The organism is Candidatus Binatus sp. (genome assembly GCF_030646925.1).
Taxonomy (GTDB): Bacteria; Desulfobacterota; Binatia; order Binatales; family Binataceae; genus Binatus.
Window position 1 is genome coordinate 25,031 of record NZ_JAUSKL010000068.1, and the last position, 20,412, is coordinate 45,442.

General features: G+C 60.7%; 17 protein-coding genes. 11 read left to right on the top strand and 6 right to left on the bottom strand.

What is annotated here, in order from left to right; genetic code table 11:
• Window positions 1–3: 3 nt before the first annotated feature.
• Window positions 4–654, bottom strand: a complete 651-nt coding sequence (locus Q7S58_RS12175) for a TetR/AcrR family transcriptional regulator (protein WP_304825664.1) — start codon at window positions 652–654, stop codon at window positions 4–6.
• A 149-nt stretch (window positions 655–803) separates the two neighbouring features.
• Here Q7S58_RS12175 and Q7S58_RS12180 point away from each other — a divergent pair, with 149 nt between their 5' ends.
• Window positions 804–1,256, top strand: a complete 453-nt coding sequence (locus Q7S58_RS12180; RefSeq protein ID WP_304825667.1) for a pyridoxamine 5'-phosphate oxidase family protein — start codon at window positions 804–806, stop codon at window positions 1,254–1,256.
• Between the two features lie 542 nt (window positions 1,257–1,798).
• Here the strand turns inward: Q7S58_RS12180 and Q7S58_RS12185 are convergent.
• Window positions 1,799–2,299: a 4Fe-4S dicluster domain-containing protein gene (locus Q7S58_RS12185; RefSeq protein ID WP_304825670.1), complete on the bottom strand. Its 501-nt coding sequence runs from the start codon at window positions 2,297–2,299 to the stop codon at window positions 1,799–1,801.
• Between the two features lie 79 nt (window positions 2,300–2,378).
• The gene (locus tag Q7S58_RS12190) at window positions 2,379–3,926 is read right to left on the bottom strand and encodes a PQQ-binding-like beta-propeller repeat protein (protein ID WP_304825673.1); all 1,548 of its coding nucleotides are present in this window, start codon (window positions 3,924–3,926) and stop codon (window positions 2,379–2,381) included.
• Between the two features lie 413 nt (window positions 3,927–4,339).
• Here Q7S58_RS12190 and Q7S58_RS12195 point away from each other — a divergent pair, with 413 nt between their 5' ends.
• The gene (locus tag Q7S58_RS12195) at window positions 4,340–5,347 is read left to right on the top strand and encodes an aldo/keto reductase (RefSeq protein WP_304825675.1); all 1,008 of its coding nucleotides are present in this window, start codon (window positions 4,340–4,342) and stop codon (window positions 5,345–5,347) included.
• 208 nt (window positions 5,348–5,555) lie between these two features.
• Here the strand turns inward: Q7S58_RS12195 and Q7S58_RS12200 are convergent, their stop codons facing one another.
• Both Q7S58_RS12200 and Q7S58_RS12205 read right to left on the bottom strand, forming a co-directional pair.
• The gene (locus Q7S58_RS12200; protein WP_304825676.1) at window positions 5,556–6,398 is read right to left on the bottom strand and encodes an SDR family NAD(P)-dependent oxidoreductase; all 843 of its coding nucleotides are present in this window, start codon (window positions 6,396–6,398) and stop codon (window positions 5,556–5,558) included.
• A 78-nt stretch (window positions 6,399–6,476) separates the two neighbouring features.
• Window positions 6,477–7,301 carry an SDR family NAD(P)-dependent oxidoreductase gene (locus tag Q7S58_RS12205; protein ID WP_304825678.1) on the bottom strand — a complete coding sequence of 275 codons (825 nt, stop codon included), beginning with the start codon at window positions 7,299–7,301 and terminating at the stop codon, window positions 6,477–6,479.
• 153 nt (window positions 7,302–7,454) lie between these two features.
• Here Q7S58_RS12205 and uvrC point away from each other — a divergent pair, with 153 nt between their 5' ends.
• The 9 genes from uvrC to Q7S58_RS12250 all read left to right on the top strand — a co-directional run bounded on the left by uvrC (window position 7,455) and on the right by Q7S58_RS12250 (window position 19,159).
• Entirely contained in the window at window positions 7,455–9,629 is a 2,175-nt protein-coding gene (gene uvrC / locus Q7S58_RS12210) for an excinuclease ABC subunit UvrC (RefSeq protein ID WP_304825682.1), read from the top strand.
• Between the two features lie 69 nt (window positions 9,630–9,698).
• Entirely contained in the window at window positions 9,699–10,067 is a 369-nt protein-coding gene (locus tag Q7S58_RS12215; protein ID WP_304825685.1) for a type II toxin-antitoxin system RelE/ParE family toxin, read from the top strand.
• Window positions 10,068–10,081: 14 nt separating this feature from the next.
• Complete coding sequence (locus tag Q7S58_RS12220) at window positions 10,082–10,390, top strand: helix-turn-helix domain-containing protein (protein ID WP_304825688.1); 309 nt, start codon at window positions 10,082–10,084, stop codon at window positions 10,388–10,390.
• Window positions 10,391–10,680: 290 nt separating this feature from the next.
• A complete protein-coding gene (locus Q7S58_RS12225; RefSeq protein ID WP_304825691.1) occupies window positions 10,681–13,182 on the top strand; it encodes a DNA internalization-related competence protein ComEC/Rec2 in 2,502 nt (833 codons plus the stop codon).
• Window positions 13,183–13,348: 166 nt separating this feature from the next.
• The gene (locus Q7S58_RS12230) at window positions 13,349–13,789 is read left to right on the top strand and encodes a Zn-ribbon domain-containing OB-fold protein (protein WP_304825694.1); all 441 of its coding nucleotides are present in this window, start codon (window positions 13,349–13,351) and stop codon (window positions 13,787–13,789) included.
• A gap of 98 nt (window positions 13,790–13,887) precedes the next feature.
• Complete coding sequence (locus tag Q7S58_RS12235; protein WP_304825697.1) at window positions 13,888–15,048, top strand: thiolase family protein; 1,161 nt, start codon at window positions 13,888–13,890, stop codon at window positions 15,046–15,048.
• Window positions 15,049–15,203: 155 nt separating this feature from the next.
• Window positions 15,204–16,514 (top strand): histidine--tRNA ligase, encoded by a 1,311-nt coding sequence (gene hisS / locus Q7S58_RS12240; RefSeq protein ID WP_304825700.1) that lies wholly within the window; start codon window positions 15,204–15,206, stop codon window positions 16,512–16,514.
• Between the two features lie 69 nt (window positions 16,515–16,583).
• Window positions 16,584–18,377 carry an aspartate--tRNA ligase gene (aspS, locus tag Q7S58_RS12245; protein WP_304825703.1) on the top strand — a complete coding sequence of 598 codons (1,794 nt, stop codon included), beginning with the start codon at window positions 16,584–16,586 and terminating at the stop codon, window positions 18,375–18,377.
• A complete protein-coding gene (locus Q7S58_RS12250) occupies window positions 18,374–19,159 on the top strand; it encodes a GNA1162 family protein (RefSeq protein ID WP_304825706.1) in 786 nt (261 codons plus the stop codon). Before aspS ends, Q7S58_RS12250 begins: the two co-directional genes overlap by 4 nt.
• A gap of 9 nt (window positions 19,160–19,168) precedes the next feature.
• On the opposite strand, the gene ald is transcribed toward Q7S58_RS12250, so the two are convergent.
• A complete protein-coding gene (ald, locus tag Q7S58_RS12255) occupies window positions 19,169–20,275 on the bottom strand; it encodes an alanine dehydrogenase (RefSeq protein ID WP_304825709.1) in 1,107 nt (368 codons plus the stop codon).
• Window positions 20,276–20,412 lie beyond the last annotated feature (137 nt).

Consider the following 20,412-nt stretch of genomic DNA (forward strand, 5'->3'; position numbering starts at 1 on the left):
AGTCTAGTTGCGATCCAAAAAAGAAGGTTGCGGCGAAAGTGCCGAATCGCTAGCGCGAACCGCATCGAGCAACTCAGGCCGGGCGACCCCGCGCAGACCGAAATCGAGAATCTCTTCCACCAGCGCCGAGATATTCTTTTGGCGGCCGCGCGACAGCACCGCGATCGCCTCCTTGATACCGCCGAGGATGCAGTAGGCGACGACCTGGGTATCGGATTGGCGCACCAGGTTCATCTCGATCCCGAGATCGAGCGAGCGTTTAATCATCGCCGCGATGCGATCGTAAAAGTCCTGGATTTTTCCGTCGAGCTCGCGATCGAAACCAGTCGAATGATTCAGCAGGATATCCGCTAGTTCGCGTTCGGCGAGCACGTAACTCAAAACCCGGTTCAGATTCGCGCGCAATTGCTGCACCGGATCGGGCTCAGTCGGCCCGACGCGCAGGCGCTCGATTCGTCGTGTGAGCTCGGTTACCACTTGCTCGAGCAATTCCTCGAAGAGATCCTTCTTGTTCTGGAAGTAGAGATAGAACGTGCCGCGGGCGATACGCGCGCGAGCGATAATATCCGCGACGTTGGTCCGGTGATAGCCCTTGCGGGCAAAAATTCGTTTGGCGTGGCGCAACACCTGCGCGCGCCGAGCATGCCGTTCCATCCGGATGTCGTCCTCGGTAGCCCAACGGTAATAGCGGAGCGCGGCGAGTGTCAAATCTGCGGCCGCATATTTGTGCTAGTTAAATTGGAATTAGCGGCGAATTATGACAAAAACTTGTGGATAGTCGCGCATCATCCGGAGGTTTATCGATGGCTGATTCGGCATTTTGGGAAAAAGTTCATCAGACCGCGGCCAAGGCAACGTGGGCATACCTCGCAACCGCCGACGGCGATCAGCCGAAAGTCCGCGTCGTGCATCCGGCCTTCGAGGGCGAGCGCGCGTGGGTCGCGACCGGCCGCAATTCGCCGAAAGCCCGGCATATCGGCAAGAACGCGAAGGTCGAGTTGTTCTATCAAATCATGCCGCCCGAGATGATTCACCTGACGGTGACCGGCAAGGCGCAGTTCGTCGAAGATTTGAACGAGAAGAAGCGCATCTGGGACGGCAAGATCTTCGACTACGATCTCGCGCAGTTCTGGCCCGACGGCGCGGCTTCGAAAGACTTCGGCCTGATGCTGATCACGCCGGCGCGAATCGAGCTGACGTCGCTGCCGGATTTGAGCGTCGGCAAAAAGCCGGAAGTGTGGCGCCCCGCGAAGTAGCGCACACAGCGGAGCAGGAGAAGATCAAATCTCCGAAACCCCTCACGGGTGGAGTTTACCCTGAGCCTCGAAGGGGCCGCTTCCTGGGGTGACGCGAAGCCAACTTCGGGCCGCAGGGCCGAATCGCACTAGCAGGTTGCGGAAAAAGTGTTTTTAACCCCTGACAACATTGATCCAAGACGCACTCTCGCAATCGTAGTAATGCTTACTCTTCGCCGAAATCGTCTTTCGCCGGGTTTTTCCGCAACCTGCTAGGATTAAAGATGCGCGCTTCGCGCTGTTAGTAAAGGGGGAAAATTAGAAATGTGCGGCAGCTATCGCCGCGGTCGCTCCGTGTCATCCCGAGCGAGCCTTGCGACGAGGGAACCCGGATCCGGGATTTCGCGCTGCGCTCGAAATGACACGGGGAAAAACGCCTCGCGTTTCCGCACCTTTTTCTAACAGCGCGTAGCGCGCATCCGCTTGCCCCAGGAAGCTCGAAACCCGTGAGGGGTTTCGAAAGATCGGATCCTTCTTTGCTCCTTGAGGCGATGGCGCTGGTGCTAGCCGCGCACTTTTTCGCGGGCGAAGATTGCGCGCTCCTCGGCGGTCATCTTCTCACGGATGCGCGAGCCTTTGCCGATATGGCGATACAATCCGCCTTCGGAAAAATACTCTTCGTACGGCTGGGCGGGGATTGGTTCGTCGGGCGGCGTGTCGGTGATCTTAACGCCGAGCACATCCTCGACGAGGTTCGAATCGTACATCCTGACCGCGTCGTAATCGGTGAGCAGCGCGCATACTTCGACGCAGATATAGCATCCGATACATTCCTGGAAGCGATCCTGCACCGGCTGAACGCCGCGTCCCGGCACCGATCCCGGCTGCATGTACTCGATACATTGGACGGGGCAAAACTCAGGGCATTTGCCGCATGGGAAGCAAAGGTTCACGTCCATGAATGCGACTTCGCGCGGACGCTTGCGCTTGCGGCTGATTTCGTCGGGAGTCTCGGGGACGCGATCTTCCTTGAGACGGCGCTTGATGATGTCGATGGCGCTCATGGATCGATGATCGCATTTTACACGGCTGCTCGCATCTCCCCGCGCGCTTCATCCGACGAATCGCGAGAAGACTAGACCCCTATTTAACCGCAAAAATTCGTCCGTCCGCGTTGCCGACGTAGAGAATTCCATCCGGCGACGCGGCGATCGCGGCGATCTTGCCGAAGCTGCCCGACGACCACACGAAATTGCCGTCGCCGCCGATCATCGCGCCGATATCTGCGCTATCGACGCCGAACACGCCGTCGGTTCCGACTGCTGACATCGGGCTTGAACCGGGCTTTGACGCAGTCTGCGTCCATTTGGTCCGGCCGTCGGACGATACGCCGTAAACTGCGTCTGAGCCGAAGAACACGACGCCCGATGGGCTCACGGCCGGACCCGCTATCACCGGACGGCGCGTGCTGACCTGCCACGTTGTTTTGCCGGTGCGCGAATCGATTGCGTAGATCGCGCCCGACGCTGAGCCCGCATAGATGACGTCGTCTGCGAAGGCGATCGCGCCGGAGAATCCGCCGGCTGGCGCAAACGTCCACGCGACCGCGCCATCAGCGGCCATCGACGTGATCGGGCCATTCAGCACGCCGGTCACGACGCCATCGGGAGTTGCGACTGCACTCGCGACTTTGCCGACATTCACTTTCCAATTGATTGAGCCGTCGATGCTGAATGACAGCATATCGCTGCCTGACGACGCGTAAATCGCCGAATCATTCGACGCGATTGGCCCGTCGCCGGGGCCGACCTCGGTATGCCACTTAGCGCGGCCATCGGTACCGATCGCGGCTAGTTCGAGCGGCGAGGATTTCGCCACAACGGTTCCGTCGGCGAGCACCACGACTCCGCTGCCGGAAGCTGCCCGATGCAGGATTTCCTTGCCGGCCGAATCGAGCCCGTGGAGCTTGCCGTCGCTCGCGATGAAATAGATCGATCCGTTGCGCCCGAGCGCGATTCCGCCGCTGATTGGCGCGCCGGCATTAAAGGTCCACTTGAGGATGCCGGCGTTTTGAATCGAAGCTGTCGCGCCGGCCGAATCGAGGGCGCGCTCACTGCTAGATGCGGGCGCGCAGGCGGGGCAGGTGGCCACATCGACATACACGCCGACGCCGACGAACTGGCTGATGATTCCCGACGAACTCGAGCTGATACAGGCGCATCCGGGGGCGGCCGTGGTGTATGTACCCCCGTTGCCTAGCGTCGGAGGCACCAACGCGCTCTGGTTGCTCGAGCCCCAGAGCGTGTTCGGGTCGAGCGTGATGTCGAGAATGCGAAAAACATTATTGTCCTTGAGATAGGTCCCCTGGGCGTTGAACTGGACCGCGCCTCCGGTCGGAACCGAGGTCGGCACGCTGGTGCTGGTGGCGGCAGGACGCGGCGTCATCGTCGGCGTCGGACCCTTCGGCGTGCTGGTCGGCGAGGGCGTGGGCGAAGTCGGCGGACCGTCGGCGACGTTGATCGATTGAAGCACGAAACCCGGAGGAGGCTTTGGCGGCAGCGTGCTGGTCGAGCTGCCACCGCAACTGAGCATCATCGCTGCTGCAAGGAACAGAAGAACCGGCGAAATCACTAGCCATCGGAGCCACCACGACATCGTGATGACGTTGCCGATGCCGATGCGCGCTGTCAAGGCAGGGAAGCGAAACCGCAGATTTAAGGATCGCGCAGATGAAGGGTGAAGACGGAGCGGAAATCGGTCGAGTGATCTACGCTATTCGGAATCCGTGAATTCAGCGTAATCGGCGGTTCCTTGCGAACCGGGCTTTCACCACGCAGGCTGAGTCTCGAAGCGCCGCCAAAAAAGATGGCGGGCAGATGAAGAGGGGGGGAACCCTTCATTGCCCGCCTGTTCGTAGCTACCGTCCGAGTACGCGTCGGACGGTTTAACCTGGTTGGTGGGAGGAGCATCCAACCAGCGGGTGCCAGAGCCGTTTGCACCCATTTATTTCGACGACGCAATTCGAGAATTATTCAACTCGAACTATTTCGTTGCGCCGCCAATCGATCGGAATAGAATCGAACGCGGAGGATCTCGAAAAACCCATGGAATATCGTCGAATCGGCGCGACTGGACTTAAGGTTTCTGAACTTTGTCTCGGATGCATGACGTTTGGCCGCGAAACTGACGAGGCTGTCGCGGGCAAAATTCTTGATCGATACCTCGATGCGGGCGGCAACTTTCTCGACACCGCGAATGTGTATGCAGCGGGCGCGTCCGAAGAAATTCTCGGCAACATCCTGGGCAAGCGCCGAAATTCCCTGGTACTCGCGACCAAGGTTCGCTTCAACGCCAACGTTTTCATGGGCAAGCCGGTGCCGCCGAATCAAATCGGGCTGTCGCGCGGGCATATCATGTCGGAAGTCGAAAACAGTCTCAGACGCATGAAGACGGATTACATCGATCTGTACCAGGTGCATTCGTGGGACTTCGAGACGCCGATCGACGAGACGATGCGCGCGCTCGACGATTTGGTGCGCCAAGGCAAAGTACGCTACCTCGGAGCGTCGAATTTCACCGCGTGGCAGTTGATGAAGAGCCTGTGGGTCAGCGACAAACACAACTACGCGCGGTTTGATTGCTTGCAGCCGCAGTACAGCCTGATTTCGCGGGATATCGAGCGCGAGATCATGCCGGCGTGCATCGCGGAGGGCGTCGGTGTGATTCCGTGGAGCCCGCTCGGCGGTGGATTTCTGACCGGCAAGTATCGCTCGGGGCAGCGGCCGCCGGAGGATGGCAGGCTAACCAAACAGGATCTTTGGGGACGCCTTGCGAATGAGCGCAACTACCAGACGCTCGAGGCAGTCGAACAGATTGCGAAGGAGCGCGGGCGGCCGATATCGCAAGTCGCGCTCGCGTGGGTGAATCAGCAGCGCGGCGTGAGTTCAGTCATCTATGGCGCCCGCACCGAGGAGCAGAACGAACAGAATCTGGGTGCGATCGGCTTCAAGCTGGAAGCGGCGGAGATCGAGGCGCTGAGCGCCGCGAGCGCTCCGGCGCCCGAGTATCCGACCGCGATGCAATCGCGATTGCCGGGCTATCCGCGGCCATAGGCTTTTTCACCGCCAAGGCACAAAGGCGCCAAGTCAGCAAATTGCTTTTGAAAAAATTCTCTCCGACTTAGTGTCTTTGTGGCTTGGTGGTTATCTCATCCGCTGATGCTGGCGAAAGCCTTCGCAATCCGCATCGGCGCATGCGGCCGCGCGGCAATCCTGCTTCAGCGAGTCCTCGCGCCGACCTTCAAGCGATACTTTATTTATATCAACCCTCGAACGACGGACCCATGAAGCCCTGCGGCGCGAAGATCTGCTGCGCGCCTGCGGGTTGCTGACTCGCAAAGCCGCTCCCGACGGTCATGCCGCCGTCCACGACCATCGCCTGTCCGGTGACGAATTCCGAATCGTCGCTCGCGAGGAAGAGCGCCATCGCCGCGATATCCTCGGGATGACCCGCGCGCGGGTAGGGCTGGCCCTTGGCCAGAAATTCCTCCATCGCCTCCTTCAGGCCGGGTTGATTGCGATGCAGGATCGGCGTGTTGATTCCGCCGGGGCAGATGCAATTGACGCGGATTTTGTCCTTCGCGAATTCGAGCGACGCCGAGCGGGTCAGATTCACCACTCCGGCCTTGGCCGCGCAATAGGCGTGAAGGTTCGCGAAGCCGCGCAGGCCCGCGACCGACGCGGTCGAGATAATCGATCCGCCGCCGACTTTGCGCATCTCGGGCACCGAGTGCTTGATGCCGAGGAATACTCCGCGCAGCAGCACCGCCTGGCTCCGATCCCAGTCCTCGACGGAAATCTTTTCCAGCGGTCCGACCGCGCCGCCGATACCCGCGTTGTTGTACATGATATCGACGCGGCCGAATTCCTTGACCGCGCGCGCGACCAGCGCCTTGATTTCCGCTTCCGCCGACACGTCAGTCTTCTGAAAGACCGCGTTGCCGGCGTTTTCCTTGCACTGGCGGACGGTCGCTTCGCCGCCTTCCTGGTTCAGGTCCGCGACGACGATTGACGCGCCTTCGCCGGCGAACCTGATCGAGGTCGCCCGTCCCATCCCGCTCGCCGCGCCGGTGATGATTGCAACTTTGCCGCTTAGTCTGCCCATTTCAGGATCCTCTCTCGTTGATGCTTGTTGTGCCGATCGTTCAGTTCGATGTTGTTCGACTACTGCTCAGTTGGCGCCCTAAATTTCAAATGAGGGGCCTGAAAAACCGCTATCGGGCAGTCCGCGAGTGCGAAAGCGCGTATTGCCGGTGTTTACGCCGCCATCGACCACCATCGCGGTGCCGGTGATCCACTCGGCTTCGTCCGACGCGAGGAAGAGCGCCATGTTGGCGATATCGTCGGGGCGGCCGGCGCGCGGAATCGGTTGCATCTTCGCCATCCGCGCCTCGGCATGTTCGAAAGCGCCCGGCACGCCGCGATGAATCAGCGGAGTATTGACGCCGCCGGGGCAGATGCAATTTACGCGGATGCGATCATGCCCGACTTCGATCGCGACCGACTCGGTGAGATTTACCACCGCCGCCTTGGCCGCTGCGTACGCAGCGAGATAGCCGACGCCGCGCAGCGCCGCGACTGACGCGGTCGAGATGATCGAGCCGCCGCCGGCTTTGCGCATCTCGGGAATCGAGTACTTCATGCCGAGAAAAACCGCGCGCAGCAGCGTGGCGATCGTTTTGTCCCAGTCCGCCGACTCGACTTTCTCGATCGGACCGACCGCGCCGGCAATGCCCGCGTTGTTGAACATGATGTCGAGCCGCCCGTATTCCTTCACCGCGCGAGCGACTGCGCTCTGGATATCCGCCTCGCTCGTCACGTCAACGCGCTGGAAGACTGCGCGCGCGCCCGCCGCGGCGCATTCCGCGACCGCGGTTTCGCCGCCCTGCGCGTTCAAATCGGCCAGCACGATCGACGCGCCTTCCTTGGCGAATCTAAGCGCCGTCGCGCGACCCATCCCGCTGGCCGCACCGGTGATCACCGCTACTTTTCCATCGATTTTGCCCATGACTCTTTTTCAGACCTCCTGCGTGCCCGCGAGGCGGGACGTTCCGGCTCGATTGCAGACTGTTTCAATAGCAATGATTCGGCAGTTTTGGGTAATGCTCGACTCGTCGAATCCACGGCGGGCCGAACGCGGCGATGCTATACTTTCGCAACGATGCCGGATGATGCGGAAAACAAAAGACCGGATGAGTTGGCGCCGGCGGAATCGAGTGGCGCGCCGATCAAACCGCTCGGACCGCAGTACAGCTCGCTGGTCGAGTATCCGAAGGAGTCGATCGTAGCGGATGCAGGGCAGGGCGTCGCCACGACTGCATCGAAGGATCGCGGCGACGACTCCGACGCGGACGTTGCGCCATCCTCAGATGAACAAGCCGATTCGGTAACTCGCAAGCTCGAAATCATCTCACCGGAAGCGGGCGTCTATCTGCTGCGCGATCGCGCCGGCAAAGTGCTCTACGTCGGCAAGGCGAAGTCGCTTCGACCGCGCGTGCGCTCGTATTTTCGCGAAGGCGGCGACGGTCGCTTCCAGGTGCGCTTCCTGATGCGCAAGGTGCGCGACTTCGACACGATCGTCACCGCCAACGAGAAAGAAGCGCTGATCCTCGAGAACAACCTGATCAAGCAATATCGGCCGCGCTACAACATCCGGCTGAAGGACGACAAATCCTACTTGAGCGCGAAGATCACCAATCACGCGTGGCCGCGAATCACGGTGACGCGCAAAATTGTGAAAGACGGCGGCCGCTACTTCGGGCCGTTCGGATCGGCGGACGGGCTCCGCGAAACGATCGACGTCATCCGCAAAGTATTTCCGCTACGCACCTGCACCGACACGGTGTTTCGAAATCGCTCGCGGCCGTGTCTCGAATACCAGATCAAGCGATGCCTCGGGCCGTGCTGCCTCGCCGTCGATCGCGACGAATACGGCGCCCATCTCCACGCCGCGCAGTTGCTGCTCGAGGGCAAGAATCTCGAACTGCTGCGCACGCTGCGCGATCAGATGAAGGAGCACGCCTCGCGGCTCGAGTTCGAGGAGGCGGCGCGACTGCGCGACCAGGTGCGCGCGATCGAAAAGACCGTCGAGCGGCAGACGGTGCTGCATCATTGGGGAATCGATCAGGACGTGTTCGGGATTTATCGCGAAGGCGGATTTATCGAGGCGATCGTGCTGATCGTGCGGAGCGGCAAGCTCACCAGTACGCAGGGCTGGAGCTTTCAGGATTTGGAATTTTCGATCGATGAGGTGCTGTCGGATTTGACGGTGCAATACTACTCGGGCGCGCGCACGATTCCCGACGAAGTGATCCTGCCGGTCGAACTCGAAGACGCGGGCGTGCGCGCGGAACTGCTGTCGGAGCGGCGCGGCAAGAAGTGCGAAGTATTCGTGCCGCAGCGCGGCGAAAAATTGCGGCTGCTCGAGATGGCGATGGAAAATGCGCGGCAGAGTTTCTTAAGCCGCCGCGACAACGAGAAGACGCGTGAGGCGATGCTCGAGGAACTGCGCATCAAGCTGCATCTGCGGAGCACGCCGAAGCGAATCGAATGCTACGACATCTCGAATCTGCAAGGCTCGATGGTGGTCGGGTCGCAGGTCACGTTCGACGAAGGCGAGCCGCAAAAAAATCTCTATCGCCGCTACCGCATCCGCAGTTTCGAGGGGCAGGACGACTTCGCGAGCATGTACGAAGTGCTGAAACGGCGTTTGGAGCGCGCGACGCGGGAGAACATTTTTCCCGATTTGTGGGTGATCGACGGCGGCAAGGGCCAGCTCAATGTCGCGCTCGAGGTGCTTGGTGAGTTCAACTTGCGCGAGCAGATCGATTGCGTATCGCTGGCCAAGCAGCACGTGCTCAACGACGGGCGCGAAATCGAAGTGACAAAATCCGAAGAGCGCGTATTTTTGCCGAATCGCAAGGACCCGATCGTGCTGCCGAAAAATTCGACCACGCTCTTTCTGCTGGTGCGGATTCGCGACGAGGCGCATCGCTTTGCGATCACCTACAATCGCGAACTGCGCCGGCGCGCGCGGCTCCGCTCGGTGCTCGACGATATCGAAGGAATTGGACCGACGCGGCGGCGCGCGATGCTGCGGCATTTCGGCAGTCTGCGGCGGATTCGCGCGGCGACGATCGAGGAAATCGCGGCGGTCAAGGGCATCAATCTGCCGCTTGCGGCGGAAATCAGGCGCCATCTCGATCAGATGACGGCGCTGCTCGACGACGTCGAGCAGGGTGAGCAATCGAGCGAGGAACTGGTGGCGGCAGTCGAGCCGGCTTCAGAATTTCCAACGCGCGGCGAGAGCATCCAATTGCATAAGAATCCTCTGTGATCTCCGGCCCGAAGATTCCTACGAATCCTGGGTAGTGACATGTCTATTCCAGATATGGGATAGTGTCCTGTGGGCGACCAGCCGAAACGGAAACCAGTACGTTTTGTCGGCAGTGCGAGGTCGGACCTTCGAGCGTTTCCGCGAGAAGTAAAACTTGTCTTTGCTAGTGCTCTGAGCGCAGCACAACTGGGCGGCAAGCATCGAGACTCGAAGGTGCTCAAAGGTTTCGGTGGCGCAAACGTACTTGAAATCGCGGACGACCACGACGGCGACACGTATCGCGGCGTTTATACGGTTCGCTTCGCAAGCATCATCTATGTGCTCCACGCATTTCAGAAGAAATCGAAGAGAGGGAGCGAAACTTCGAAGAGAGACATGGACCTAATCAGGCAAAGGCTCAAAAGCGCTGAACAGGATTACAAATCCGAACACAAGTAGGGACTGCTATTGTCATGAATCTTGTAATTAAAGGCAGCGGGAATGTCTTTCGCGATCTCGGACTACCTGACGCGGACATTCTACAAGCAAAGGCCGATCTGGTTTTCAAAATTGGAGCCCTGATCGAGAAACGGGGGCTCACTCAAAACCAGGCGGCGGAACTTCTTGGCATTACTCAGCCCAAGGTTTCCGCACTACTGCGCGGGCATCTTGATGGGTTCTCGATGGAGCGGATTGTGAAGTTCCTCGCCGCGCTGGATCAGAGAATCAGAATCAGCGTGAGACCGCGAACCAAAGCTGGCAGCGCAGTCGAGGTGGCTTGAGCATCATTTCGCAATTCAACAGCGCTGGCGCGGGGGAATGCGCGCGGGCATAGTCATGCAGTGAGCGGGGCCCATCTGATAGTCTAGCTGCGCAAAGGGGGTGCGTATTTATCGCCGCGACAGCACCTGCGCCACTGCACGTCGATTATGCTTCGGCACAGCCAGAAGCTGACGCCGAGCGCGACAGCTACGTTCGCGATGCGCTGACCGGATTCGAGCGGTACCCGCCGGTCTACGCGGTCGGGATCGCGATTCTGGCCGGTGACGCGCTCGGCAATCTGCACGTCGCGATGCCTCTATGGCCCGCGATCGTCCTCGCGCTGATCGCGCTGATGCTACTTTTCGCATCGCGGCCGATGATCGGCCTCGCGATCGCCTATCTCGCGATCTTCTTTTGCGCCGCCTCGAGCGTGACGCGCCTTTTCGATCCGCCGCGGCCGCCGCAAAGCATCCGCAATTTCGCCGACGGCTCTCATCTCACAATCGAGGGCCGGCTCTATCGCGAGCCGGAGCGCGAGACTTACGGCGTTCGCCTTTATGCAGCGGTGAATCGAGCTGGAGAGCGAATTGAGGCTTTGCGCGCATCGAGCGGAACGATTCGTATCGCGGTGCTCGGCGGCGGCAACTTCAATCTCGGCGACGAGATCCTGCTTACGGGCCGGATTCGGTTTCCGCGCAACGAAGGAAATCCCGGCGAGTTCGATTATGCCGGATTGATGGCGCGCGACGGTATCGACGCGACGATGAGTGCGCAAATCGACGCGCTGGGAACGGCGACCTTCCAAGTGATTGGTCATCGCGCGCGATTTCCGTCCGCGCAGATCGAAGACGTTCGCAAGCATATCGGCGAGTTTATCGATCGCAATCTGTCGTATCCGGAAAACGCCGAGATGCGCGCGCTGGTGATCGGCGATCGCGGCGAAATCCAGGAACCGCTCCGCCAGACTTTTGCGCGAACCGGGATGGCGCATCTGCTGGTTATTTCGGGGCTTCACTTGAGTATCGTCGGCGCGGCGATGTTCGCGGCAATCCGGCTCGCGATGATGCTGTTGCGCGGGCTCTCGAGCCGCGGCTACGCCAACAAGGTCGCGGCAATCGCCGCTGCGATCGCGGTGTGCGCGTATGCGTCGATCGCGGGGCATCATGTTTCGACGATACGCGCGCTGGTGATGGTGCTGGCGTACATGCTCGCGCTGGCGATCGATCGTCCGCGCGAGGCGATCGCGTCGCTCGCGCTGGCGGCGATCGTGATTTGTGTCGCGCTCCCGGGTTCCACCGCGGACATTGGCTTTCAGCTCTCGTTCGCCTCGGTGATCGCGATTGTGATTGGGATGCGTCGATTTGCCGCGTGGTTCACGCGCCGCAAACGCCTTGGTCTGTTGCCTGCCGAGCGGACGCCTCGATTCTGGCGATACGCCGAGCTGATTCTCGGATACTGTGCAGTGTCGTTCTGGGCGATGCTCGGAACGGCGCCGCTGACCGCGTTTCACTTCAATCAGTTTGCGATTGTGGGCTTGGTCGCAAATGCCGTGGTGGTGCCAATCATGGCATTCGGCGCGACCGTCAGCGGACTCGTCGCCGCCGCTATCAGTTTCGTTTCGGAGCCGCTCGCGCGGATAATTTTGCACATGGGCGGCAAGGCGCTCGAGCTTGGCAACTGGTTCGCCGCGTGGTTCGTCGATTGGCCGCTCGCATGGTTTCGAACTTTCACGCCGACGCCGCCGGAACTCGGAGTCGCGTACGGATTGCTGATTCTGTGGCTGCTGGCGCCGCTCGCAGCGCCGATTCGCGAGAATCGCGACGCAGAGCCCAGTCCCGAGTCGGCGACGGTGCCCGCTCGGCGATTCGGCTGGCGTCTCGGATGCGTAGCGGTGCTCCTGCTGGTGCTGCTGATCGATTCGGCGTGGTGGCTCCGCGAGCGATACTTCAATCCCGACCTGCGCGTGACATTTTTATCGGTGGGGGAGGGCGACGCCGCGGCGATCCAGTTCCCGGGCGCGCGCGTGATGCTGATCGACGGCGGCGGTTCGTATAGCGGCTTCGACGCGGGCGAACGAATCGTCGCGCCATTTCTGTGGTCGCGAAAAATCATGCGTGTTGATTACCTGGTGCTGAGTCATCCCGATCTCGACCATTTCGGCGGGCTGGATTTCATCGCGCTGAATTTCGCGCCGCGCGCATTTTGGACGACGCCAATCACCGGCGCCGCCAGCGCGAGCTTCGTCGAATTGCTCGCTGATCTGATTCGCGCGCAAATCCCGCTCGTGCAGGTGGGAGGACGCGCGCCCATCTCATCGATCGCCGGCGTAGCGATCGATTCCTTGAACAACGCCGTGATCATGGAGACGTCGCCGAGCAAGCGCGGGCGCAAGAACGCGACGCACAACAACGCCTCGATGGTGCTCCGCTTCAGTTTTGGGCCGACCTCGATTCTGTTCACTGGCGATATCGAAGCGGGCGCCGAGCGCGCGATGCTCAACAATTCCGCCGTGCTGCGCTCGACGATGCTCAAGGTGCCGCATCATGGCAGCGCAACGTCCTCGACACCGGCCTTTATCGCGGCGGTCCATCCACAGGCCGCGATTATTTCAGATGGATACCTGAACCGATTTCATTTCCCCTCCGCGACGGTGCTCGATCGCTACGCCGCAGCGGGTGCGCGCGTTTTCAGGACCGATCTCGACGGCGCGTTGATGCTCGACGCGACCCGTGACGCGGCGACGATTCGGACCTGGCGGGACAAGATCGCGCATCGCGTCGCCGCGCCTCCAAGTCCGTCGATTCATCACTAACGTGTCGCGATGCGATGGGCGCAAGCTGCTGCTAAACCACGCAGTATGGGAAGGGTTGACCGTCTGCCGACCCTGTGGGAAACTCCGGCCAAAGAAGAGAGACCGCGCCGCCGCAAGGGCTGCGTTCGTCGTTTCGTTAGCACCATCATTGGTTCCGGAGGAACGCATGGCTGAGCAGGCTCAAGCTACTGACACTGGACCGCGTCCAATTGTTCCCTGGTTGAAACTGGCGCCGAAACCGCATCTTGAGGGAATCAAATGCGCTTGCGGTGCGATTTATCTCGATCCGAAGCGCGTCGCATGCTCGAAGTGCGGCGAAGCCGGCAAGTTCTCGCCAATTACGCTTTCCGACAAGGGCAAAGTGTACGTTTTTTCGGTGGTGCATCAGTCGTTCCCGGGAGTCAAGACGCCGTACGTGACGGCGATCGTCGATCTGCCGGAGGGCATCAGCGTGCGCGCGAATCTAGTAGACGTCGATTTCGCCCAGGCGCAGAAGGAACCGAACAAGGTTTTCAATATGCCGGTCGAATTGGTGACCAGCGTCACGGCCAAGGATCGCGAAGGCCATGACGTGGTGGCATTTTCGTACCGCCCAAGCAAAAATTAGGCGTCGAGGCAGAGCTTATAATAACCGCGAACAATTTATCGACGGACTAAATTTATCGACGGACTTCGGTGCGGACCGGGCCGCCAGGAGGATTCAATATGCGTAATGTTTATGTTCTCGGAACCGGGATGATCAAGTTCGGACGCTATCCCGAGAAGACCGTTCCGGAACTGGGCGGCGCGGCCGTGCTGCTCGCACTCAAGGACGCCGGTGTCACGATCAAGGACGTCGAGATGTTCGCCTGCGGCAATCTCTACCAGTCCAACGCGATGGTCGGGCAGCGTATCCTCCAGCAGATCGGCCAGACCGGCATCCCGGTAATCAACGTGTCCAACGCGTGCGCCACCGGTTCGACGGCGTTTCGCGAAGCATACATGTCGATCGCGGCCGGGATGTACGATATCGCGATGGCGGTCGGCGTCGAGCAGATGGGCAAGCAGGGACTGCTCGGCGGCACTGGCGGCGGCGATCCGGCCTACTCGACCGAAGGCAAAGTAGGTTCGAGTTTGATGCCGGCGGTGTTCGGACAAGCGGGCGTCGAGCATATGCGCAAGTACGGCACCAAGATGGAGCACTTCGCGAAGATCTCGGTGAAATCGCACAAGCATGCGACCAAGAATCCGTACTCGCAGTATCGCAACGAAGTATCGCTCGAAGACGTGATGAACGCCCGCATGGTCGGCTATCCGAACACGCTTTATATGTGTTGCCCGACCGGCGACGGCGCGGCGGCGGCGATTCTCGTGTCGGAAGACAAACTCAAGCAGCTCGCGGGCGGACGCAAGCGGGCGAAGGTCGCGGCGTCGATACTCACGTCAGATCCGTGGACCGATCGCGATCTGACGCTGCCCGATGTCAACACGCTGACGCAGCGCGCGTCGAAGCTGGCCTACGAGACGGCGGGCCTCGGGCCTAAGGACATCGCATTGACCGAACTGCATGACTGCTTCGCGACGGCAGAACTGCTGCATTACGAGAACCTGGGTCTCTGCGGTGAGGGCGAAGCCGGCGCGTTTATCGATTCGGGCGGCGGCGTGCATCCGGACCTCGGCGGCAAGGCGCCGGTCAACGTATCGGGCGGGCTGCTCTCGAAGGGGCATCCTCTCGGCGCGACCGGAGTGGCGAACATCTGCGAGGTGGTGTGGCATATCACTCAGGACGATCGCGCCAAGGAACGGCTGGTGCCTAACGCCAAGGCGGGCCAGGCCCACGTGATCGGGCTAGGTTCCGCCTGTACGATTCATATCCTGACGGTATAATTCAGGATCGACGAAACGCCTCAATCGGCACTTCATCGAAGGGCCGCCCGAAAAGGCGGTCCTTTTTCTTTCCCGATTGGGCCGATAAATTTGCAGGATTATCCGTACGTCCTGACGCGGGCGCCGAAATTCTTAAACTTGCGGGTTTGTATTCAATGGATTTGCAACGGCTAAGAGGGTTTAACGATCTCTTTGGATCGAGTTCGCGACTCCTCACTATCATTGAGAATCATGCGCGAGAGCTGATGGAACGCTATTCCATCGGCGAGATTAGAATCCCGCTATTGGAGAGAATCGAACTTTACCAACGTTCAACCGGAGAGACATCAGACATAGTTGAAAAACAGATGTACGCCTTCGAGGACAAAGATGAACGGCAGTCGACTGTCGTCCTGCGTCCCGAGGGCACACCCGGTGTTGTCAGAGCCTACATAACAGCAGGCTTTGACCGAACCCAGCCCGAGCAGCGCTTCTACTATTCCGGACCTATGTTTCGTCGAGAGCGACCGCAGAAGGGCCGCTATCGCCAGTTTTTCCAGTTCGGAGTCGAGATTTTTGGCCGCGAAGATGCGGCTTGCGACGCGGAACTCTTAATTTTGATAGATGATTTCGTAAAGCAGCGACTCATTGACGCGACGATGGAAATAAATTCGATCGGATGCAAGGAATGCAGGCCGGCGTTTCGCGCCGCGCTGATCGCGTGGGGCAAATCGCACTGGGACAAACTTTGCGACGACTGCCACAATCGAATCGAGCGCAATCCGCTCCGCCTGCTCGATTGCAAGATCGACGCGAAGCTCGCCGAGACTGCGCCGAGCAGCCTCGACTATCTCTGCGAGGCGTGCCGCGCGCACTTCGGCGTCGTGCAGGAACTCGCCGCCGCCGCCGGCGTCACGTTCGTCGTCAATCCGCGCATGGTGCGCGGCCTTGATTACTACACGCGCACCGCCTTCGAAGTCAGAGCTCGTGGTCTCGGATCGCAGGATACAATCGTAGCTGGCGGTAGATACGACGGTCTCGTGGAGGTGCTTGGCGGCGCCTCGATTCCCGGAATCGGCTTCGCGATTGGCCTTGATCGAGTTGCTCTTGCAATCGAAGGGAATCCAAGGGCGCTACAAGCGCTTGGTAGTCGCCTCGACTTGCCACGCGAGGCAGCGACTCGACAAATTCATCGCGCGCCAGTCGCTGCGTTCGTCGTTCTCGGTGAGGCGGCCGCACGCGAATCTGTCAACCTCGCTCGGGTAGTTCGAGCCGCAGGCCTAAATGTTGAAATGCTCTCGCCGTACCGAAGTATCAAGTCCCAACTATCTCAAGCGAACTCAATGGGTGCTCGGTTCGCCGTGATTGTCGGAGATCGTGAGATCGAAGCAAAGGCAGCGCGTCTGCGTGATCTACGGCGACATGAAGAAGTTGAGGCTGGCTTCGCAAGTCTAGTACCGATGATAGAAGCGCGATTAACCAAGTGACTGTTTCGCGGCGCCGACCGCACAGGTAATCTTTCGATTCTGCAAGGTGTCGAACGACCAGGACGTGTGATGGCGAAAAGTGAACGATATTCTCCGCTGCCGCCGTGGCAACGGACCGATTACTGCGGCGCGCTTCGCGCCGCCGACGAGGGCCGCGAGGTTGCGCTCTGGGGATGGGTGCAGACGCGGCGCGATCATGGCAGGCTGATTTTCATCGATCTGCGCGATCGCGAAGGAATCGTTCAGTTGGTGATGAATCCCGAGCATAACGCCGCGGCGCATGCGGCGGCCGGCGATGCGCGCTCGGAGTACTACGTCGCGGTTCGCGGCAAAGTCGTGCGCCGCTCCGAGGGGAGCGTCAACGCTGAACTGCCGACCGGCGAGATCGAAATCCTCGCGAGCGATTTCGAAATTCTGAACGTCTCCGCGCCGCTGCCGTTCCAGGTGACCGACGCGTCTGCGACCGCCGAGGAAATCCGTCTCAAGTATCGCTATCTCGATCTGCGGCGGCCCGAGATGCAGCAAAATTTGCGCCGGCGGCATCAGGCGCTCAAAGCGGTCCGCGAATATCTCGATCAGAATGGCTTCGTCGATATCGAAACGCCGATCCTTTTCAAATCGACGCCCGAGGGCGCGCGCGATTACCTGGTGCCGAGCCGCGTCAATCCGGGCAAATTTTACGCGCTGCCGCAATCGCCGCAATTGCTGAAGCAGGTGCTGATGATCGGCGGCTTCGATCGCTACTATCAGATCGCGCGATGCTTTCGCGACGAGGACCTGCGCGCGAATCGACAACCCGAGTTCAGCCAGATCGATATCGAGATGACGTGTCCGCGGCCAGAGGATATACAGTCGATCGCGGAGGGCATGATCGCGTCGGTGTATCGCCACGTGCTCGGAATCGATGTGCAGCCCCCGTTTCCGCGGATGACGTATGCCGACGCGATGGATCGCTTCGGCGTGGACAAGCCGGATATGCGCTTCGGCCTCGAGCTTAAGAACCTGACCGCGGGCTTTGCCGGAACCGCGTTCAAGGTGTTCGCCGAAATTCTCGGCCGCGGCGAATCGATCTACGGGATTAATGTTCCGGGCGCTCATCAATTGACCCGCCGCGAACTCGACGAGCTTACCGAATCGGTGCGTGCGCGCTACTCGATGGGCCTCGCGTGGATCAAAGTGGGTGAGCAGGGATGGCAGGGTCCGATCGCGAAGTACATCAGCAACGCGGAAAAGCAGGCGGTGACAGCGTCAGCGAATCTTGCGCAGGGCGACACACTGATCATGGTCGCGGGATTGCCCGATAGAGTTCGCCCCGTGCTGGGCGATATCCGGCTTCAACTCGGCGCGAAGTTCGGACTCGACAAGTCCACCGAGTGGAAATTTTTGTGGGTCGTCGATTTTCCGCTGTTCGACTACAGCGATGAAGACCAGCGCATGGTCGCGGTGAATCATCCGTTCACCGCGCCGAATCCCGACGACCTCGCGATGCTCGAATCGGCGCCGCTGAAAGCGCGCGCGCTCGCCTACGACCTGGTGCTCAACGGCCAGGAACTCGCCGGCGGCTCGATTCGTATTCACAGCCGCGAGTTGCAACTCAAGGTGTTCGAGTTGCTCGGCCTTTCGCGCGCGGACGCCGCCGATCGATTCGGGTTCCTGCTCGACGCGCTTCGTTTCGGCGCGCCGCCGCACGGCGGAATCGCGTTCGGCGTCGATCGCATCTGCATGATGCTCTGCGGCACCGATTCGCTGCGCGACGTGATCGCATTTCCAAAAACGCAGAGGGCGGTCGATCCGATGAGCGGCGCGCCGTCTGAAGTCGATCCGCGCCAACTCAGGGAATTGTCGATCAAGGTGACGTCATGAGGGGACTTTCACTGGCGCAGTTCGCTGCGCTTGGCTTTCTTGCGTTGTACGCTCCCGGCTGTTCGGCGATCGCGGCCGACACCGTGATCGCAACCAAGGACACGTTGAAGGACATCACGCGTACCTCGAATCTCAAAGCGCACGCGGTTTCCTCGATCAAGACGATCCAGGTGAATCGCGTCGCCGTGATGCCGCTGATCGAGGAGCCGGTCGGCACGGGCGATCCGTTGGCTCCAGGAGCGGCCGAGGCCGTCACCGCGGAACTCTACAGCCAGGTCGCGATTGCCGGCGGATGGGAGACGGTTCCGCTCCAGGACGTCGAAGACGCGATGCAGAAGATGGCGCCGACGACGGCCGCCAACGAGGATCAGAACGCTCTCAAGCTCGGACACGACGTTTCCGCCGACGGCGTGATCTATGGCACCGTCGAGCGCTACAAGGAGCGCGTCGGGATGGACTACTCGGCGTCGAGTCCCGCGTCGGTGACGTTCTCGCTAAAATTCGTCGATCTGAAAACGCAACAGGTCGTGTGGACCGGCAAGTTCGCCAAATCACAGGCGGCGCTCTCCGAGAATATTTTCGATCTGGCCAACTTCGTCCAGCGTTCCGGCAGATGGGTGCGCGCACATGAGATCGCGCTCGAAGGAGTGAAGGCGGCGGTCGCCGATCTTCACGGCGATCTCAATCTGCAGCAGAACGTCAGGCGCTTCGAAACGGGTACCTACGGACAGCTCAAATCGGGCCAGCAGCGTTACACCGCAGGTCCCGGCGGAATCCAGTAGAGCGCCGATTCAATCCCACGGCGAGTGCGGCTTCATCTTGAGCGCGTGGGCCACCGCGGGATGCGCCACGTGGCCATCGTAGGTGTTGAGGCCGATCCGAATCGCGGGATTCAGATTGGCGGCCTCGAGAATTCCGTGATCCGCAATCTCGATCGCGTAGTTCAGAGTGGCGTTGGTCAGCGCGTAGGTCGAGGTATGCGGAACCATCGCGGGCATATTCGTCACGCAATAGTGCACGACGCCGTTGCGCACGAAAGTCGGTCGCGCATGCGTGGTCGGGTGCGACGTCTCCGCGATACCGCCCTGGTCGATCGATAGATCGACGATCGCTGCGCCGGGCCGCATCCGCGCCACCATCTTCGCGCTGATCAATCGCGGCGTCCGCGCGCCCGCGACCAGCACCGTGCCGATCACCAGATCGCAGTTGGTGACTTCCTCGTCGATCGTCGCGCGATTCGACATCACGGTCGTCACGCGTCCGCCGAGCAGATCGCCCAGATAGCGCAGCCGCGTCGGATTGATATCCATGATCGTTACTTCCGCGCCGACGCCGGCTGCGACCCGGCACGCGTTGAGTCCCGCGATTCCGCCGCCGAGCACTACCACCTTGCCCGGCCGCACGCCCGACGCACCGCTCAGCAGCACGCCGCGTCCGCCGCTGCGTGATTGCAGGCACCACGCGCCGGCCTGGATCGCGAGTCGTCCCGCGACTTCGCTCATCGGTGCGAGCAGCGGCAGACTCAAGTCCTCGAGCTGAATCGTTTCGTAACCCACCGCACTCACGCCGCGCGCGCACAACTCGAGCGTCAGGCGGCGGTCCGCGGCGAGATGAAGATAGGTAAACACGATCATGCCGGCGCGCATCAGCGGGTACTCCGCCACTTGCGGTTCCTTGACCTTGAGGATCATGTCGGCGCGCCGCCACAACTCGGCGGCGTCCTTGACGATCGTAGCGCCGGCGTCGCGATAGTCGCGATCGGCGAATCCGCTGCCGAGTCCCGCGCCCGCCTGCACGATCACTCGATGACTGTGTGCGCGCAACGCGGCGGCGCCGGCCGGCGTCAACGAGACACGCCGCTCGTCAGCCTTAATCTCGGTCGGAACTCCGACAAACATTCAGTTCGATCCTCCTCTCCCGCGAAAGCGATCGCGCGCGCTCCTGCAGTCGCGTTTCGCTCTTCGACGATACGGACGCATCGGCAGCATCGCAATCTTGCGCGCTGATGCGGCTAGCTGCATCGGATGGCTACAGT